This is a genomic window from Robertmurraya kyonggiensis, assembly GCF_005116465.1.
Classification (GTDB): domain Bacteria; phylum Bacillota; class Bacilli; order Bacillales; family Cytobacillaceae; genus Robertmurraya; species Robertmurraya kyonggiensis.
The window spans coordinates 26,550-45,102 of the sequence record NZ_SWBM01000013.1 but is presented as its reverse complement, the minus strand read 5'-3'; the positions used below and the strand labels follow the sequence as shown (position 1 = coordinate 45,102).

At 38.3% G+C, this 18,553-nt stretch carries 17 protein-coding genes; 12 read left to right on the top strand and 5 right to left on the bottom strand.

The annotated features are described in order from the left end of the window. Positions 1-346: 346 nt before the first annotated feature. Entirely contained in the window at positions 347-1,726 is a 1,380-nt protein-coding gene (locus FA727_RS23290; RefSeq protein ID WP_136833850.1) for a sigma-54 interaction domain-containing protein, read from the bottom strand. A 186-nt stretch (positions 1,727-1,912) separates the two neighbouring features. On the opposite strand from FA727_RS23290, the gene FA727_RS23285 reads away from it, so the two are divergent. From FA727_RS23285 to FA727_RS23270, 4 genes are all read left to right on the top strand, one after another. Continuing rightward, entirely contained in the window at positions 1,913-3,106 is a 1,194-nt protein-coding gene (locus FA727_RS23285) for an ornithine--oxo-acid transaminase (protein ID WP_136833849.1), read from the top strand. 139 nt (positions 3,107-3,245) lie between these two features. Beyond that, positions 3,246-4,409: an iron-containing alcohol dehydrogenase gene (locus FA727_RS23280; protein ID WP_136833848.1), complete on the top strand. Its 1,164-nt coding sequence runs from the start codon at positions 3,246-3,248 to the stop codon at positions 4,407-4,409. A gap of 246 nt (positions 4,410-4,655) precedes the next feature. After that, complete coding sequence (locus FA727_RS23275) at positions 4,656-6,002, top strand: glucose-6-phosphate isomerase (RefSeq protein WP_136833847.1); 1,347 nt, start codon at positions 4,656-4,658, stop codon at positions 6,000-6,002. Positions 6,003-6,148: 146 nt separating this feature from the next. Then, positions 6,149-6,553, top strand: coding sequence for a YugN-like family protein (locus FA727_RS23270; protein ID WP_136833846.1), 405 nt, complete (start codon positions 6,149-6,151; stop codon positions 6,551-6,553). Here FA727_RS23270 and FA727_RS23265 read toward each other — a convergent pair. Together FA727_RS23265 and FA727_RS23260 are read right to left on the bottom strand one after the other, a co-directional pair. Then, the gene (locus FA727_RS23265; protein WP_170209305.1) at positions 6,542-7,504 is read right to left on the bottom strand and encodes a potassium channel family protein; all 963 of its coding nucleotides are present in this window, start codon (positions 7,502-7,504) and stop codon (positions 6,542-6,544) included. The two genes, FA727_RS23270 and FA727_RS23265, sit on opposite strands and share 12 nt — an antisense overlap. Positions 7,505-7,648: 144 nt before the next feature. Beyond that, positions 7,649-8,182: a YceI family protein gene (locus FA727_RS23260; RefSeq protein ID WP_136833844.1), complete on the bottom strand. Its 534-nt coding sequence runs from the start codon at positions 8,180-8,182 to the stop codon at positions 7,649-7,651. Positions 8,183-8,380: 198 nt separating this feature from the next. Between FA727_RS23260 and FA727_RS23255 the strand changes: the two genes are divergently transcribed. Continuing rightward, complete coding sequence (locus tag FA727_RS23255; RefSeq protein ID WP_136833843.1) at positions 8,381-8,632, top strand: sporulation protein; 252 nt, start codon at positions 8,381-8,383, stop codon at positions 8,630-8,632. A gap of 82 nt (positions 8,633-8,714) precedes the next feature. Here the strand turns inward: FA727_RS23255 and FA727_RS23250 are convergent, their stop codons facing one another. Further along, entirely contained in the window at positions 8,715-9,476 is a 762-nt protein-coding gene (locus tag FA727_RS23250; protein ID WP_136833842.1) for a TraR/DksA C4-type zinc finger protein, read from the bottom strand. A 620-nt stretch (positions 9,477-10,096) separates the two neighbouring features. On the opposite strand from FA727_RS23250, the gene FA727_RS23245 reads away from it, so the two are divergent. From FA727_RS23245 to opp4C, 5 genes are all read left to right on the top strand, one after another. After that, complete coding sequence (locus FA727_RS23245) at positions 10,097-11,068, top strand: ABC transporter ATP-binding protein (RefSeq protein WP_136833841.1); 972 nt, start codon at positions 10,097-10,099, stop codon at positions 11,066-11,068. 12 nt (positions 11,069-11,080) lie between these two features. After that, entirely contained in the window at positions 11,081-12,088 is a 1,008-nt protein-coding gene (locus tag FA727_RS23240) for an ABC transporter ATP-binding protein (RefSeq protein ID WP_136833840.1), read from the top strand. Between the two features lie 93 nt (positions 12,089-12,181). Beyond that, entirely contained in the window at positions 12,182-13,954 is a 1,773-nt protein-coding gene (locus FA727_RS23235) for a peptide-binding protein (protein WP_246042028.1), read from the top strand. 122 nt (positions 13,955-14,076) lie between these two features. Beyond that, positions 14,077-15,039, top strand: coding sequence for an ABC transporter permease (locus FA727_RS23230; protein ID WP_136833839.1), 963 nt, complete (start codon positions 14,077-14,079; stop codon positions 15,037-15,039). A gap of 10 nt (positions 15,040-15,049) precedes the next feature. Continuing rightward, on the top strand, positions 15,050-15,964 hold the full coding sequence (opp4C, locus tag FA727_RS23225) for an oligopeptide ABC transporter permease (protein ID WP_136833838.1): 915 nt from the start codon (positions 15,050-15,052) through the stop codon (positions 15,962-15,964). A gap of 46 nt (positions 15,965-16,010) precedes the next feature. On the opposite strand, the gene FA727_RS23220 is transcribed toward opp4C, so the two are convergent. Continuing rightward, positions 16,011-16,220 carry a methionine aminopeptidase gene (locus tag FA727_RS23220; RefSeq protein ID WP_126405217.1) on the bottom strand — a complete coding sequence of 70 codons (210 nt, stop codon included), beginning with the start codon at positions 16,218-16,220 and terminating at the stop codon, positions 16,011-16,013. Between the two features lie 299 nt (positions 16,221-16,519). Here FA727_RS23220 and FA727_RS23215 point away from each other — a divergent pair, with 299 nt between their 5' ends. Further along, positions 16,520-17,236 (top strand): FadR/GntR family transcriptional regulator, encoded by a 717-nt coding sequence (locus tag FA727_RS23215; RefSeq protein ID WP_136833837.1) that lies wholly within the window; start codon positions 16,520-16,522, stop codon positions 17,234-17,236. Then, positions 17,233-18,552, top strand: coding sequence for an FAD-binding oxidoreductase (locus FA727_RS23210; RefSeq protein ID WP_246042027.1), 1,320 nt, complete (start codon positions 17,233-17,235; stop codon positions 18,550-18,552). Before FA727_RS23215 ends, FA727_RS23210 begins: the two co-directional genes overlap by 4 nt. Position 18,553 lies beyond the last annotated feature (1 nt).

Below are 18,553 nucleotides of genomic sequence, written 5' to 3'. Positions count from 1 at the left end.
AACCCCCATTTGGTTATTAGTTCTTCGACAGTTCTATTATACCAAAATGGAGGTTTTTTTCTTTTTGATTAAATCTTTGTGGTTTCCATTTTTATGGAAATGTTTTTCAGTGGTCTCGAAGGCTCCATGCGGACACTATTCGTTGGATTTCCCCAAATAGTGTCTTCATGAAGGCTCCATACGGACACTATTCATCGGATTTCCCCAAATAATGTCTTCATGAAGGCTCCATGCGGACACTATTCATCGGATATCCTTAAATAGTTTCTTCATGCCGGGTTCATGCGGACAAGAATCACGAGATTTAAGCAAAAGTTGTCCACATGAACGACTCATCGTCATGAATTCACTTTTGCGCACCGCTTATCCCATATTTCCGCAAACGATATTGCAGGTTTTGCCGACTCATCCCAAGCACCTGAGCCGTTTTGGTGATATTTCCATTTTGCTGCAACAAAACTCTTTTCAAATAAGAAATTTCTGCATCCTGTAAATAAAGATCAAGTGGTTTTTCTGCATCCATCAGCATATCTCCACCATTAATCTCGGCAAATTGTGGTTTATTTCGAATATGATTGGGGAGATGGGAAAAAGTAATCATTTCCTCTTGGTCAATCAGATTCATTGCCCCTTCAATTACATGCTCCAATTCGCGCACATTTCCTGGCCAATCATATTCGAGAAAGCTGTCCATCAAGCTTCTGTCTATCCCTAATACATGCATCCCGAATACATGATTATATTTTTCTACAAAAAATGGAACGAGCTTATGAATGTCATCTTTTCTATCCCGGAGAGGGGGAATAAATAATGACACAACGCTAAGACGGTAAAATAAGTCTTTACGAAGTAATCCATTTGTAATCAAATCGATCGGGTCCTGATTAACTGTGGCGATGATTCGTACGTCAACAGGGCGGTCCTTTGTATCGCCAACTCGTCGTACCGTTCTTTCCTGAATTACCCGTAATAGTTTGGCTTGTAAAGAGGGATCAAGGGAATTGATTTCATCTAATAGTAATGTCCCACCGTCAGCCTGTTCAAACAGTCCAGGACGCTCAATTGCACCAGTAAAGGCCCCTTTTTTTGTGCCAAAAAGAATTCCTTCCATTAACGTTTCTGGAATAGCCGCGCAGTTTTGTGAAATAAACGGCTTAGAAGAGCGGCTGCTGCCATTATGGATACTTTGGGCAAAGAGTTCTTTTCCAGTACCTGTCTCACCAATAATGAGGATGGAAGAGTTTGTACGCGTCGCTCTTTTACTAGCTTCGATAACCTCTGTGATAGCCGTACTAACGCCGATAATACTGTCGAAGGTATATTTGGCATCTCCTTTATGAAAAATAGTATCCTGAATCATTTTTTCAATTTTTGTCACGTCGCGAGCAATTTCCATCGCTCCGATTAAAACTCCGTCTTTCTCGATCGGGAATGTATTATTAATCGTCGTGATTTCTTGTTGTTTATTATTAAAATAGGATTGTCTCGCATTCAATCTTTCGGTTCGATTATGGAGGACTAGAAGGAGGGTGCTTTCCCCGTTTTTATGAAAGGAAAAAACCTCACGGATGTTTTTATGAAGGACATCCTCGATTTTCATTCCTTCGATTTCACTCATCTTTTTATTGTAAAAAATCGTATTGCCCTCAGAATCAATGACATGCACACCTGCATCAATCGAATCAAGGACTTTTCCAAATATCAACTCAATATTACCTTCGTTCATTGTTTCTTCCTCCTCTTCTTCCTCTTTTTATCTTATATAGTGCAAGAAATTTTTGCAATAAATCAGTTGAAAAAGCAAAGTATTTTTGCACAAGAACAGCGCAATTCGCGTAAATACTTATTTTTTATATTGGCACACAACTTGCAATAGTAATGTGATAGATAAACAAAGAAGGAGTGCAAACCTATGACAAGCAAATCTCAAAATATCATTGAACAAACGAATAAATATGGTGCTAGAAACTATCACCCGCTTCCTATTGTTGTTTCTAAAGCGGAAGGCGTATGGGTAGAGGACCCTGAAGGCAATAAATATATGGATATGTTAAGTGCTTATTCAGCAGTAAACCAGGGGCATCGTCATCCAGAAATTATTAAGGCTTTAAAAGAACAAGCAGACCGAGTGACGTTAACTTCCCGTGCTTTTCATAACGACCAGCTTGGTCCGTGGTATGAAATGGTTTGTCAATTAACGAATAAGGATATGGCACTACCGATGAATACAGGAGCGGAAGCAGTTGAAACAGCTGTCAAAGCGGCGAGAAGATGGGCTTATGATGTAAAAGGAGTTGCGGACAATCAAGCAGAGATTATTGCGTGTATTGGAAACTTCCATGGTCGAACGATGACGGCAGTTTCTTTATCTTCTGATGAGGAATATAAGCGTGGCTTCGGACCGATGTTACCAGGAGTTAAATTAATTCCTTATGGAGACTTTGAAGCATTGAAAAGTGCAATAACTCCAAATACGGCAGCCTTTTTAGTTGAGCCAATTCAAGGGGAAGCAGGAATTGTCATCCCGCCAGAAGGATTCTTAAAAAAAGCGCAACAGCTATGTAAAGAAAACAATGTCATTTTTATCGCCGATGAAATTCAAGCTGGCTTGGCACGTTCGGGTAAAATGTTTGCATGTGACTGGGAGGACGTTGAACCAGATATGTACATCTTAGGGAAAGCTCTAGGTGGTGGTGTATTCCCGATTTCATGTGTAGTTGCAAACAAAGATATATTAGGCGTATTTAATCCTGGCTCCCATGGTTCTACCTTTGGAGGAAACCCGATGGCATGTGCAGTTTCGATAGCATCTCTCAAAGTTTTAGTGAATGAAAAGCTTGCAGACCGTTCACTTGAACTAGGTGAGTATTTTAAAAATAAACTTAAGGAAATTGACAATCCGGTTATCAAAGAAGTTCGTGGAAGAGGGCTCTTTATTGGAGTCGAGCTTCATGAAGAAGCACGACCTTATTGTGAAAAATTAAAAGAAGAAGGACTATTATGTAAAGAAACACATGATACAGTGATTCGTTTTGCTCCTCCGCTCGTCATTAAGCAAGAAGAGTTAGACTGGGCGATTGAACGAATTAAAAAAGTATTGAGCTAGACTTTCAAAATCCTTGCATTTGTATGCAAGGATTTTTTGCGCCAATAAGATTTGCGGATAGCTTCTAAAAACATAATTTTTGCATTGGAATATAAGATAAATGATAATAGAAGTGAACTAAGAAAGGAGTCGATATTGCATGAAGAACTTTACATATTATAACCCGACAAAATTGATTTTTGGAAAAGGTCAGCTTGAGCAATTAAAAACAGAGCTTCCTCAGTACGGAAAAAAAGTACTCCTCGTTTATGGCGGTGGAAGCATTAAAAGAAATGGGCTATACGATGAAGTTGTAAGTCTCCTTAAAGAATTAGATGTTACGCTATTTGAAGTATCTGGAGTTGAACCAAATCCACGTATTTCGACTGTTCGTAAAGGTGTGGATATTTGTAAGTCAGAAGGAATCGAATTTATCTTAGCGGTTGGTGGCGGAAGTGTCATTGACTGTACAAAAGCCATTGCAGCTGGTGCAAAATATGATGGAGATGCCTGGGATTTAGTCACGAAAAAGGCATTTGCGAAGGAAGCCCTTCCGTTTGGAACGGTTTTAACTCTTGCAGCAACAGGCTCTGAAATGAATTCTGGATCTGTTATCACGAACTGGGAGACAAAAGAGAAATATGGTTGGGGTAGTCCAGCTACATTCCCTAGATTTTCTATTTTAGATCCTGTTAATACTTTTACTGTTCCAAAAGATCAAACGGTATATGGAATTGTCGATATGATGTCTCATGTATTTGAACATTATTTCCATTTAGAAGAAAACACGCTTCTGCAAGATAGAATGTGTGAATCTTTGCTTATAACCGTAATGGAAACTGCTCCGAAATTAATTAGTGACCTTGAAAATTATGATTATCGTGCAACCATTCTTTATAACGGCACGATGGCTCTAAATGGAATGCTATCTATGGGCTATCAAGGAGATTGGGCAACGCATAATATCGAGCATGCTGTTTCTGCTGTGTACGATATTCCTCACGGTGGAGGATTAGCGATTTTATTCCCGAACTGGATGAAGCATAATTTACAAGTAAAGCCAGAACGCTTCAAACAATTGGCTGTACGAGTATTTGGAGTTGATCCAACTGGCAAGACGGCTGAAGAAGTAGGTCTTGAAGGAATTGAAAAACTGCGTGAATTCTGGAATAGCATTGGAGCACCATCTAGATTAGCAGATTATGATATTGATGATAGTCAATTAGAAGTGATGGCAGATAAAGCAATGATTAACGGAGAATTTGGTGGCTTTAAAAAGTTAAATCATGAAGATGTTTTAGCCATTTACCGCGCTTCATTATAAAAGTAATGCATATAATAAGGAAGAAATGTGCATTTGGTCACGCTTCTTCCTTATAGAATGTTATCGTTTAGATTTTGTTATTTCTATCTAACAGCAACGAAATTTGAGAAAAGAGCTTTATAATTTTGGCAAAAATAGGACACTATTTGTAAAGATAGTTATTTTAGATGGATTGCGTCTTGATAACATTGCTTGGTTTCGTTAAAGTATACATGAATACAAGAATACATAAGATGGAGGACAACTATGGGACAAGTACGTTTTGATTACACTAAAGCGCTTAGCTTTTTTGGTGAACATGAAATTACTTATTTACGCGATCTAGTCAAGGTTGCTCATCATTCCTTACATGAGAAGAGTGGAGCAGGCAATGACTTTTTAGGATGGATTGACTTACCGGTTGATTACGATAAGGAAGAATTTTCTCGAATTCAAAAATCAGCTGAAAAAATAAAAGGTGATTCTGATGTATTGCTTGTCATTGGAATCGGTGGCTCATACTTAGGAGCACGTGCAGCGATTGATATGCTTCAGCATAGCTTTTACAATGTGCTTGGAAAAGAAGAGAGAAAAACTCCGCAAATTATCTTTGTTGGAAACAGCATTAGTTCTACATATATGAAGGATGTTATGGATTTACTAAAAGGTAAAGACTTTTCTATTAACGTCATTTCAAAATCAGGTACGACAACAGAACCAGCGATTGCATTCCGTATTTTCCGTAAGCTTCTTGAGGAAAAGTATGGTGTGGAAGAAGCTCGAAAGCGTATCTATGCAACTACAGATAAAGCTCGTGGTGCTCTAAAAACACTAGCTACTGAAGAAGGCTACGAATCATTTGTGATTCCAGATGATGTGGGCGGACGTTATTCTGTTTTAACAGCGGTTGGATTACTTCCGATTGCGGTTAGTGGAGCAGATATTGAGGCAATGATGAAGGGGGCTGCTGATGCTCGTGAGGAATATAGTTCTTCTGAGCTTGAGGAGAACCAAGCTTATCAGTATGCTGCTGTTCGTAATGTCCTTTACAACAAAGGGAAAACAATTGAAATGCTGATCAATTATGAGCCATCTCTACAATACTTCTCTGAATGGTGGAAGCAATTGTTTGGAGAAAGTGAAGGAAAAGATCAGAAGGGGATTTTCCCATCTTCTGCAAACTTCTCAACAGATTTACACTCATTAGGGCAATATGTTCAAGAAGGTCGTAGAGATTTATTCGAAACGATCATCAAAGTTGAAAAGCCTCGTCATGAGTTAACGATTGAAGAAGCAGATAGCGATTTAGACGGATTAAACTATCTAGCGGGTAAAACTGTAGACTTTGTTAACAACAAGGCGTTTGAAGGAACTTTGCTTGCTCATACTGATGGTGGCGTTCCAAACTTAGTTGTATCCGTTCCAAAGCTTGATGAATATACATTTGGATATCTTGCATACTTCTTTGAAAAGGCTTGTGCAATGAGCGGCTATTTATTAGGCGTTAATCCTTTTGACCAACCAGGCGTAGAAGCTTACAAAGTAAATATGTTTGCTTTACTTGGTAAACCAGGTTTCGAAGAAAAGAAAGCAGAACTAGAAAAGAGATTATAAGATAGTTGAAGACTGTGACCATGGCTCGTTATTTTAACGGCCGCTTGGACACAGTCTTTTTCATTGAAGCATTCTGGTTAAATGTTACAAAATATACGAAATCCCCCTTGGAGAAACTAAGAAAAAGTTTGAAGGGGGATTTTTTTATGATTGAAATGCCTTCGAAAGTAGAAGGAAGAGAGTATCGTCTATTTGATTTGGAACAATCACTAAAGCCAATAGGTTATGTGATTGGAGGAAATTGGGATTACGACCATGGCTACTTTGATTACAAAATTGACGACAAGGATGGCTATATGTTTTATCGTGTCCCGTTTCATGCTGTAGACGGGCAACTGGATACACCAGGATGTACGGTAGCGATTGATCGCCCTTTTCTGTTGGCCCATGAATATGAAGCAGACTTAGATCAAAATGCGAATGCCGGTACTTTCAACGCGTCTTTTAATCAATTTCAAGGACCGGAAAATAAGGATGCTGCTGTCCCGGATAAATATTTGGAGACAGGAAAGGTTTTGACAGCTGAATTGGAAAGTATTTTACTCCGGTGAGTCAACCACTAGCAGCATATCATTACCTTTAATCTTAAAAGGATGGGGTGGATTAACGATTGTGTCTGCTCCTCTTTTTATGCCAAACAAAAGGGCTCCTTCATCGAGAAGTGATTGGTTCGTTTCTACAAAGGTTTTTCCATCGTATGACGAAGCAGATCGAAAAACGAACCGAGTTCCATCAAATTGCTCGAGGAGAAAAATCAGCGCATCGACTGATCCTGTTGAATGAAGACAATTTGTCATGACTGAGCCAGAAATAATATTGGATTGTATCACTTCATCTGCTCCAGCTCTTTTGGCATTAGCCACTTGCTCTTCTGTTAAGATTTCAACCACACAGATAACATTAGGGTTTAACCCTTTGATGGCTAATAACGTAATAATCGTGTTCATATCTGCATGAAGTTCATCAAGATTTTGATCGGCCGTAATCATGATTTTTTTTGCCTCATAAACGTTTGCTTTTATTAAAATTTCATCTGTATTTGCACGCCCTTTTATAAAATGAACATGATAATCCACAAAAGGATTTGTTTCCAATGATTGATCAATCAGGATAATGGAGCTTTCCTTTTTATCAGTAAGTAGTTTATCGATAATCGCTCTAGCTCTTTCGTTCCAGCCAACAATAATATAATGATCGGTCCCCTTAAACATAACTTTCCCTTCCAGTAAGTTATTTTGTCTTTTAACAGTAGCGGCAGCGAGTGTGACAAAATAAGATGAAACAAATCCAGCTCCCGATAAAACCAAAACCATTCCTGTTATTTTTCCAAGTGTGGTTGTGGGTACGAAATCCCCGTATCCCACTGTAGAAACAGTCATGATTGCCCACCAAATCCCATCAAAAAGATTCGGAAATGTTTCAGGTTCAAAAATGTACGCTAAAAAGCCGAAGCCAACGATAAAAACTAAGGCAATGATGAAGATACGTAAAAAGAAGGGCATTCTTATGAACCGTGAAAAAAAAGGATGCAGCAACCTCTTCACCTCAAGGTACTTGACTTACTTTTCATTTTGACCTAATTTTTAAGTCCATAAACGCAAAGAACCTGCAGGTGGTAGTCACCTGCAGGTTTTGGATTATATTTATTACTCAGCTTTTGCTGCTTGAACGTCTAATGAAATTTTAACTTTATCTCCAACAAGTACGCCACCAGTTTCAAGTGCTGCGTTCCAAGTTAGACCAAATTCGCTACGGTTGATTACGCCTTCTACACCAAAACCAACCTTTTCATTACCCCATGGATCTTTACCAGTTCCACCGTAAGTTACAGTGAAAGTTTGTGGCTTAGTTGTATCCTTGATTGTTAGTTCACCAGTCACTTCATATTCGCCTTCATCAGTTTTAGTAATAGAAGTAGACTTGAAAGTCATTGCTGGGAAGTTTTCTACATCAAAGAAATCTTCACCACGAAGATGTGCATCACGATCAGCATTGCGAGTATCAACGCTTGCTGTATTGATTGTGAATTCAATGTTAGCAGAAGTTAAATCAGTTGGATCTGCTTCGATAGAAGCATCAAATTGATTGAAAGAACCTTTTACGTTTGCGAACATCATATGTTTTACAGAAAAATCTACGCTGCTGTGTGCTGCGTCTAAAGCCCATTTTGCATTTGTCATTTTAAAATCTCTCCCTTTGTTTGTTTTGTCTCAAATTAATTTATCTCAAATTCGAGATATTGGAACCTAAGACAAATTATATATCCCTAACTCGTTATTGTCAATTCAAAAACAGAAAAAATTAGCTTTCATTAATTGGTATAAAGTAGCACATTCTAATGGGAGAATAGATCTTTTTTATGAAAGGAATGAGCGAAAATGAATCAACCATTAGGCTATTTAAAAGAAATCTTATCAAATTATACGGATCGCTCTGATGTAGGAAAAGAAATTTACGCGATTATTCGAGAGGATGATTTTACATCAGAGGAATCTTTCGTAAGCAGATTGTCCAATGAACAAATTGATTTCCTAAATAAAATTCTTCCAGATGAAATTAGCCATGCACAGGAAGAAGAGGATGGAGAACGAGTGCTGCAATTAAATGAGGTATTTGAATTGTTGTATTAAGCCTCTCCGATTTTGTAATGTCTGGAAAAAATTATGCACTGGACATGTAGAAGCGCAGAAAAACTCAAAAGGGACAATGATATTAATCATTGTCCCTTTCTTCTACATACGGATCGTGTTCAGAAGCCGGTAAATCTCCGAATGCCGTCATCGTACCTTGTTCATCAAGCATTTCTTCATAGCGTTTATGCTGAGCGTTCGGATAAACCGTTACATTTTTTCCTTCTATGTCAACACCAACAAAGTTTTCATAATCTTCGACATAGCCATGATTTTCTTCTGCTTCATTTCCGACATCATTATAGTGGCCCTCCACATTGACGAAATCAGAAGGCGTTTCTGAGGTTCCCCAACTTTGAACTTCTTGCCAAGCATCCTCAGCATCAAATGAGACGGATTCGTCTTGCTCGTCCATATCAAACTTTCCAAATGGAGGCATTAACACTCCTTCTTCAATTGGTCGCTCATGGGAAGTGATCTGATCAGGCGTATGCTCGATACAAAAAGTCGTGGATGGTAAAGCCTCTAACCGTTGGATAGCAATTTCTTTTCCACACACCTCACATTTCCCATATGTCCCGTTATCAATGGCGTTCAGTGCCTTCTTAATATTTGCTAGTTCAGTTCGGTAATGTTCACTTAGGGCAATGTCCTTTTCTCTTTCGTATAATTCGGTTCCTTCATCACCAGGATGATTATCATAGCTTGAAAGCTCGCCTACTGATTCATGAGCATGACCTGAGGTTAAGTTCAGATGCTCATTCATTTCATAGCGCTGCTTTAACTCATTTTTTTGACTCTCCAGCTCTGATTTAAAATCTGAAATTTGTTTCTGTGATAGCATAGCAAGCAATCCTTTCAAAACTAATCTTATTGTCTTTATAGTATTGGGAATTATTGCAGAGTTCATGCAAAAGAAAAAAGGAGAGTTTAATTCATGATAGAAGGCAAAAATTGTTGAATTTTAGGAGGTCTGTCAGATTTTCTAACAATGAAAATATAGATTGTAAAAAAAGTTTACGAAGGCTATTTGTGAATATTTATAAAAAATTTTGTATAAATAATAGTTTTGTAGAATTAGTGAAAAGATTTATTCAGACAATAAATATTATGTCGAAATTAGTGTATTCTATTACAAATATTTCTTTATCACTACAATTTAATTAATAATTAAGTAAATTTATTATTTTAAAAAAATTAAATAAATTTTTCAATTCCGGTATTTCTTCGGTAAGCGAAATAATAAAAATTCATGAAAACGCCTATATTTTATTAAAAATTGCAATTTCTTAAATTTTTCCCTATATTGCAAAAATTTAAACCTGATAGTATACTTTTGCTAATAAATCACCATTTGGGCTCGTAAATTAGAAAAAAATGAATACTTTGACCTATGCGTATAATAATTTTTTATTACTAGATTAAAAGGTTTTAATCATAGCTAATGAAGTTGAGGTGCAGTGGATGACACAAAACACGTTGTTAGATGTAAAAGGATTGAAAACGTATTTCTACTTAGAAGGAAAAAAAGTAGCTAAAGCAGTTGACGGGGTAGATTTTTCTGTTAATCCTGGCGAAACGGTTGCTTTAGTAGGTGAGTCAGGGAGTGGCAAGAGTATCACTTCTCTTTCAATTATGAAATTGGTAGGTAAACCAGGCAAAATTGAAGACGGACAAATTCTTTTTAATGGCAAGGATCTTGTTCCTCTATCTGACAAACAGATGACGACTGTTCGAGGTAGAGAAATTGGAATGATCTTTCAAGAACCAATGACCGCATTGAATCCAGTCTTTACAATTGGAAATCAAATTAAAGAAACATTAATTCGTCATAAGAAGATTTCAAAGGCAGAGGCTGAAAGAAAAGCGATTGAGCTTTTAAAGCTAGTTGGATTTCCTCGAGCGGAAGAAACGATGAAGGAATATCCTCATCAGCTTTCTGGAGGAATGAGACAAAGAGCAATGATTGCTATTGCGATTTCATGCGATCCGAAGCTGTTGATTGCAGATGAACCAACTACTGCTCTTGATGTTACGATTCAAGCGCAAATTTTGGATCTGATGGATGAAATGAAGAAGAAGTTTAATATGGCTGTCCTACTTATTACACACGATTTAGGTGTAGTTGCTGAATACGCAGAGAAGGTCATGGTTATGTATGGGGGACAAATCGTTGAACAAACAACAGTTGAAAATTTGTTCTTAAACCCAAAGCATCCGTATACAAGTGGATTGCTTGAAAGTTTGCCAAGCCTAGATAAAGATGTTGAACGACTTGGGGCAATCAAGGGAATGGTTCCAGCCGCACATGAATTTCCTTCAGGTTGTCGCTTTTCAGATCGCTGTCCACACGTCATGGATAAATGTCGTGCGGCTAATCCAGAACTAGTTACTGTTGAGCCAGGTCATAATGTCCGATGCTATCTGTATGAATAAGGGGGCTAACAAGTGTCACTTCTAGAAAAAGAGTTAGAAAAAAAGGTAGAGCAAGATTATATATTAGAAGCTAAAAACATTAAAAAGTATTTTCCAATTAAGGGTGGCGTCTTCAAGCGTGAAGTAGGTCAAGTAAAGGCTGTAGATGACGTATCGCTAAGCATTCTTAGAGGAGAAACACTAGGAGTTGTGGGTGAGTCTGGTTCAGGGAAATCCACATTAGGACGCGTGATTTTGCGGTTGTTAGATCCGACTGAAGGACAAATTTTTTTCGAAAATGAGGAAATTTCGAAGATGAGCAATCGACAGTTACGTCCATATAGACGTGATATGCAAATTGTCTTCCAGGATCCGTTTGCTTCTCTTAATCCGAAGATGAACGTGCAAGAATTGATTGAAGAACCACTATTGGTTCAAACGGATATGTCAAAAAGCGCACGTAAGGAGAAGGCGATCAGTCTTCTTGAAAAAGTAGGCTTGAGACCTGATTCGCGTTTAAAGTATCCGCATGAATTTTCTGGTGGCCAACGTCAGCGGATTAGTATTGCGAGAGCATTGGCGCTTAATCCAAAGTTTGTTATTTGTGATGAGCCTGTCTCTGCTTTGGACGTGTCTATTCAAGCGCAGGTTCTGAACTTAATGGCTGATTTGCAAGATGAATTTAATCTAACCTATTTATTTATTGCTCACGATTTAAGTGTAGTTAAGCATATTAGTGACCGAGTAGCCGTCATGTATCTTGGTAGAATTGCAGAAATTGCTCCTAAGAAAAACATCTATGAAACTCCACTCCATCCGTATACGGAAGCATTGCTATCAGCAGTTCCTTCAACAGATATTACTGCTAAGAGGGAAAAAATCATCCTAAAAGGAGACCTGCCTAGTCCGTCTAATCCACCATCCGGTTGTGCTTTCCGAACTCGTTGTCCGAAAGCTCATGAACGCTGCTCACTTGAAAGACCAGAATTGATCAATGTAAGTGAAGGACATTTTGTGGCTTGCCACTTATATGATAATTAATTTCTTTAAGTCTTTACATATAAGGAGGTGGTGTGCCTAGAAATCCGCTGCGAGTTATTTAATTCTTCCAAAATTTAAAAGGGGTGAACGAATTTGAAGTTTAAGAAAAGTTGGTTATTATTACTAAGCTTTGTTCTTATGCTAGGAATCCTTGCTGCGTGTTCAGGAGGAAATGATGCAGGAACTGAACCAGAAGGTGAAGGTACTGAAACAGAACAACCGGCTGAAGGTCCACAAAAAGGTGGTACGGTTGTTGGTGCGATGGATACACCACCATCTGGTCAATTTAACCCGATTTTCTATGAAGAAGCTTATGAAGCAAACATCCTAAGCTTTATCTATGAAGGGTTACTTTCACAAGATGAAAATCTTAATTTTACACCAGGCCTTGCAAAAGAATGGTCCTTTAACGAGGATAACACAGAATTAACGTTCAAATTAGAAGAAAATGTTAAATGGCATGATGGTGAGCCATTTACAGCTGATGACGTAGTATTTACTTACAAAATGTTAGCAAGCCCTGGATACATTGAAGCTGGTGGGATTCGTTCTTACTTCGCTGCTAATCTAGTAGGCTATGAAGAGTTCAGCACTGGTGCCTCTCAAGATTTCCAAGGTGTTGTAAAAGTGGATGATTACACAGTCAAGTTTGTATTTGCTCAACCAAACGTAAAGGCACTTGCTGACGCTTCATTCACAATTATTCCAGAACATATTTTTGCTGATATCCCAATGGCTGATATGCCAGCGGCTCCAGAATCCCGTGACGCTGGTAAAATTGTCGGAACTGGTCCGTTCAAATTTACTGAAATGGTACAAGGGGAGCAATATGTCCTTGAAAAGAATGCTGATTATTGGAAAGGTGAGCCATACTTAGATAGCGTTGTTTGGAAGGTCGTAGACCAAGCGGTTATCCTTGGCTTACTTGAAACTGGTGAAATTGACTTTGTTGCTGATCCAAACGGATTCCAGGCAGCAGACTTTGAAACAGTTGACGCAATGCCAAATGTTGAAATCATTGAGCAGCCGGACTTTGGTTACCAAATCATGGGTATGATGGTTAACCACCGTGCAGCTGGAGATAAGACACTTGATCCTTCTAAGTGGACTGTTAACGAGAAACTAAAAGATCAAAAAGTACGTCAAGCAATTGCTTACGCGGTAGACCGTCAAGCAATCATCGATGGTCTTCTTTATGGAAGAGGTATCGTTCAAAACTCTCCAATCGCTACACAATTTGAAGCTTATGATGATAAGAACCCACCACAATACGCTTATAGTGAAGACGAAGCTAAGAAACTTTTAGATGAAGCTGGCTATAAAGATGTAGACGGTGATGGATTCCGTGAAGATCCAGCAGGTAAAGAATGGGTATTAAATCTTAACTATCCATTAGGAAATCAAATTCGTGAGCGTTCAGCTCCAATCATTGAAGAGTATCTTGAAGCGGTAGGAATCAATATTGATCTTCGTCAACCGAAGGAAGCGGCTGCTTACTTTGAAGATCTAGATAACAACGCTCAAGACTGGGATTTATACTTAGTTGGATGGTCATTAGATAGTACAGATCCAGATCCAACAGGCCTTTGGGATGCACCAGCTGCATACAACTATTCTCGTTGGAATAACGCTGAAGCTGACGCAATCTTAAAAGAGGCTAATACACCACCAGAAGCATTCGATAAAGAATACCGTAACGGTAAATTAAGCGAATGGCAAGTGAAGTTTGGTGAAGATTTACCTGCATTAATTCTTTATGCAGCAAACAGCTTATGGGCACATAACACTCGTCTACATGGTGTAGATGTACTACCTTACTCATTCTTAAATGACACGCATCTATGGTATGTAACAGAAGAAGAGTAATAGAGTCTTAACAATAAGGAAAAGAGCGTTCGGTATGACGCCGCGCTCTTTTCCTTTTAAAAGAAAAGGCTCTTGGACAAACAGTTATTACATCACATCAATAGAATGGAGGAGGGGGAACATTGATCCAATATCTTATACGGCGAATTCTTGTTTTTATTCCAATGCTATTTGCTCTTACTGTCATTGTTTTTGCCCTAATGCAAGCTGCACCTGGTGATCCCTTTTCGCAAAAAATGGATCCAAATATCGACCGAGCAATCTATGAAAAGCAAAGAGAAGCATTAGGATTAAATGACCCAATCCATGTTCAGTATTGGCGTTGGGTAACAAATGCAGTTAAAGGCGATTTTGGAGACTCGTTGATCTATAAGGGAAGAACCGTTGCTGATTTAATTGCTGAAAGATTTTCGAATACCATAAATTTAGGAATTATGACTCTGTTAATAACGATTATTGTTTCGATTCCAATAGGAATTTATTCTGCAAGGCATCCATATACACCGCTTGATTATGGTGCTACAACATTTGGTTTCTTAGGACTAGCTACTCCAAATTTCTTTTTTGGGTTGCTAGCGATCTATGTTTTATCCATCCAACTAGGTTGGCTCCCGTCCCATGGTACAGTCTCAAAGCCAGGAATAGAAGGCTTTGAATTATTTATTGACAAAATCAGGCATCTTGTTTTACCAAGTCTAACTCTTGGTTTAGCAGGTACGGCCTCTTATATGCGATACATGAGATCTGAAGTTCTGGACGTGCTTGGAAGTGACTACATTAGAACAGCTAGAGCAAAGGGAATGACAGAAAATACCGTACTTTATAAGCATACACTCCGTAATGCATTAATTCCGATCATAACATTGCTAGGGTTTGAGGTTGGGATATTATTAGGTGGAGCAGTTATCACAGAAGGCGTTTTTCAATTTCCTGGACTTGGGACCTTATTCATCACATCTATAGGAAATCGTGATTATCCGGTTATTATGGCAATAAATTTGATGCTTGGTTTCTTTGTACTCTTAGGAAACCTTTTAGCTGACATTTTCTATAGTATTGTTGACCCAAGAATCCGCTACGATTGAGGTGAAATAAATGGAACTTAATCCACAAACAAATACTGGACCAGGAATAGATATAAAGAACGCAGAAAAAGGCATGAGTCCCACTAAAATAGCGATGAAGCGATTCATGAAAAATAAGCTTGCTGTTGCAAGTGTATTTATTCTGTTACTCATTGTTGTAGTCGTTATCTTAGCACCGTTCTTAACTGAACACAATCCAACAAAGACAAATCTAACATTAATTGAGCGTCCCCCAAGTGAGGATCATCTACTTGGTAACGATAGCTCTGGCCGTGATAACTTTGCGCGTCTCATATATGGAGGTCGCATTTCATTAATCGTAGGATTTAGTGCGATGGTGTTTACTTTAGTAATAGGTGTTGTACTAGGATCCATATCTGGTTATTATGGTGGAAAAATTGATTCTATTATCATGAGAGCCTGTGATCTAGTACTCATGCTCCCATTTTTAGTACTTTGCTTAACGATCGTAGCAATATTGGAAGAAGTTAATGTTACTATACTCGTCAGTATAATTGCGTTAACCTCGTGGCCGAGCTTAACGAGGATCATACGAGGGACATTTCTTACCTTACGAGAACAGGAGTTTATACTTGGAGCGAAAGCGATTGGTGTCAGCGATTTGAGAATAATCTTTAAGCATTTTATTCCAAATGCGATTGGACCAATCCTAGTAAATGCGACGTTAATGATGGCAACCTATATTATTGCTGAATCTGCATTAAGTTTCATAGGTTTTGGAATTCCGCAGCCAACACCAACGTGGGGAAATATGCTTTCTGAGGCACAAAGCTTACGGATATTAAGGAACAGTCCTGAGGCGTGGATTCCTCCAGGTTTGGCAATACTGATAACAGTACTTTGCATCAACTTTGTCGGTGATGGTCTACGCGATGCCTTTGATCCGAAAAGTAATAGACGTTAAAACAAATAACCTACTGGGGGATCAGTAGGTTTATTTTTATGTCCATTTAGACAAGATTTGACCATTCCGTATATGAGCCGCTTCCGTTACAACCAGGACAATCGAATGGATTGGATAAATACACAAACTCATTTGCTGGATAAATTAAGAATCCACGTCCATAACACTCAGGGCATTTGTTTTCTTCTTTCATTTGCGAAACATGTTTTTCGTAACGAGTGTTCTTCCATTCGTTAAATGCATTTAGTAACCCCATTTTATTCACCTCAACTTTTTCCTTATTTTTTGACTAAACTCCAATTTATATACATTATTTTTCTTCTTATTGGACAAGAAAAGATGTTTAATAACGGCTTGTACTATAACACTGATTTGGATTTTAAATCTTATTTTCATTATATGATATTTTACAAAATCGGTTCGCATTTTATTTTGATTATTTGGTATATTCTAAAAAGTTATTGATAAAAGATATAAACGGTGTTTTAATAGGATTATGTAGTACTTATCTGATATGTGATAACTGAAAAGGACAAAAGCAAAAGGGGGGAGAGCATGAATGTAGAAAAAATTTCGGTAAAAAAAGTGTCGGAATCTGTTGTAGAACAAATAGAAAAAATGATCGAGCATGGATCCTTTCAATCAGGGGAAAAGCTGCCATCCGTACGGGAAATGTGTGAAATGTTTGGAGTAGGCAGGTCGGCAATCCGTGATGCCATTATTACCTTAAAAGGTAAAGGAACGGTCGACATACGACAAGGCGAAGGGACTTATGTTTGTCGATTTGATTCAAGTAAGATTTTTAATAACCATTTGATCATTCCTGAAACAAGTGATGTCCGTGCTTTATTCCAAGTGCGAAAAATATTAGAACCTGGAATTGCTGAAATGACAGCATCAAACAGAACAGATGAACAGCTAGCAGAAATCGAAGCAATATTATCCAACAAAACCACAAATGGCTGGGAAGAAGACTACAACTTTCATATGACCATTGCCAAGGCTTCTAAAAACCAAATTATTTATCAACTCATACAATTCATTTCAACCACTACAAAAAAACACATGAATGACTTTCATCAATTTATCCAAGAAGACCCAAAGCTTGTAGCGAAAATAAATGCACAGCACAAAGAAATTTTTCTGGCCATAAAAGAAACCAACTCAGAGCTTGCCAAGAACAAAATGACCGAGCACCTAGAGTATGTGGAAACCATTTTACAAAAGAGCTTATGGAAGCCAACTTCACAGAAAAGGGAGGAGCCATTTTGATAACCTCAGACTTGAAGGAAGAATTAAAAAAAGTTGTCCCAGAAGAAAGAATTAAAGAAAATCATGAACTAGAAAATATTTTCGGTAACACTGGAAAAGTGATTGTGGCCACTGAGACAGAAGAAGAAATATCTAGTCTTTTAAGATATGCAAATACAAATGGTAAGAAAATATCTGTAATCGGTGGAGGGACTAAAAGGGGCTTCGGAGGGGTAAATGAGGCCGAGGATATCTTGCTTTCATTAGCTAACTATAAAGGAATAATCGAGCACACCGTCGGAGATATGACTTTAACAGTCAAAGCAGGAACCACTCTTAAGGAAATCCAGGATTATTTAGTTGATTTCAATCAGAAGATTTCTTTAGATCCAACATGGCCAGAGGAAGCGACGATTGGTGGAGTGATTGCAGCAAACGATAGTGGGCCGAAACGGCTGGGTTATGGTTCGGCGAGAGATGTCGTTATTGGACTTCGTGTTGTGTACCCAGATGGCAGCGTCATTCGTTCGGGCGGTAAAGTTGTAAAAAATGTTGCAGGTTACGACATGAATAAGCTTTTTATCGGATCGATGGGAACCATTGGAGTTATATCCGAAGTTACTGTGAAGCTACGACCAGTGCCTAAATATGAAAGTCTTGTTCTATTGTCTTTTCCAGATGGCGAGCTCTCCGAGATAAAATCGTTTGTTGTGAGTTTTCTTGATTCTGTAATGGAACCGATTACATTGGAGCTCTTAAATCCATCCTTAGTAGAAAAACTTGTTGGGCAAAAAAGTTATACCCTGGCCATAAGCTTTGAGGATGTGAAGAGTTCTGTCCTTTACCAAGAGGAATTTGTGAATAGAATAAAACCTCCTACGGCGGAGATGAAAATTTTGGAGAGAGCTCTAGCAATGGCTTTTTGGGAGCAGTTCTATCATCTATCACCACGTGCAAGTATGTCAGGTCACCAAACGGAAGCGAGCGTAAAAATTGGCGTTGTGAATCTAGATGTATTGAAGGTCATTCAAAAGGCAGAGCAAATAAGCGATGCCTATAATTTGCATATTGACGCTAATGGTGGTTTGGGGCATGGTCTGTGTCAGGTTCATTTATATGGTGCAAGCGAAGATGTGGAAGGAGCTATTAAAGAACTCCGTGCTTACGCTTCTAGTCTAGGAGGATATGCAACCATTAAGCATCTTCCTCTAGTTCTGCGGCAAAAGGTGAGTGTATGGGGAGAGAGACCTTCTTATTTTTTCCTCGTTGAAGGAATCAAAAAGAAAATTGATCCAAACAAAATCTTAAACCCGAATCGGTTCATAGGAGGGATATAAA

What these genes read in the sequence shown, in the direction of transcription:
- FA727_RS23250 (WP_136833842.1), bottom strand. Translation starts at nt 9,476, where the DNA reads ATGCTATCACAGAAACAAATTTCAGATTTTAAATCAGAGCTGGAGAGT.
- FA727_RS23265 (WP_170209305.1), bottom strand. Translation starts at nt 7,504, where the DNA reads ATGCCCTTCTTTTTACGTATCTTCATCATTGCCTTAGTTTTTATCGTT.
- FA727_RS23215 (WP_136833837.1), top strand. Translation starts at nt 16,520, where the DNA reads ATGAATGTAGAAAAAATTTCGGTAAAAAAAGTGTCGGAATCTGTTGTA.
- FA727_RS23275 (WP_136833847.1), top strand. Translation starts at nt 4,656, where the DNA reads ATGGGACAAGTACGTTTTGATTACACTAAAGCGCTTAGCTTTTTTGGT.
- FA727_RS23260 (WP_136833844.1), bottom strand. Translation starts at nt 8,182, where the DNA reads ATGACAAATGCAAAATGGGCTTTAGACGCAGCACACAGCAGCGTAGAT.
- FA727_RS23245 (WP_136833841.1), top strand. Translation starts at nt 10,097, where the DNA reads ATGACACAAAACACGTTGTTAGATGTAAAAGGATTGAAAACGTATTTC.
- FA727_RS23280 (WP_136833848.1), top strand. Translation starts at nt 3,246, where the DNA reads ATGAAGAACTTTACATATTATAACCCGACAAAATTGATTTTTGGAAAA.
- FA727_RS23285 (WP_136833849.1), top strand. Translation starts at nt 1,913, where the DNA reads ATGACAAGCAAATCTCAAAATATCATTGAACAAACGAATAAATATGGT.
- FA727_RS23255 (WP_136833843.1), top strand. Translation starts at nt 8,381, where the DNA reads ATGAATCAACCATTAGGCTATTTAAAAGAAATCTTATCAAATTATACG.
- FA727_RS23220 (WP_126405217.1), bottom strand. Translation starts at nt 16,220, where the DNA reads ATGGGGTTACTAAATGCATTTAACGAATGGAAGAACACTCGTTACGAA.
- FA727_RS23290 (WP_136833850.1), bottom strand. Translation starts at nt 1,726, where the DNA reads ATGAACGAAGGTAATATTGAGTTGATATTTGGAAAAGTCCTTGATTCG.
- FA727_RS23270 (WP_136833846.1), top strand. Translation starts at nt 6,149, where the DNA reads ATGATTGAAATGCCTTCGAAAGTAGAAGGAAGAGAGTATCGTCTATTT.
- opp4C (WP_136833838.1), top strand. Translation starts at nt 15,050, where the DNA reads ATGGAACTTAATCCACAAACAAATACTGGACCAGGAATAGATATAAAG.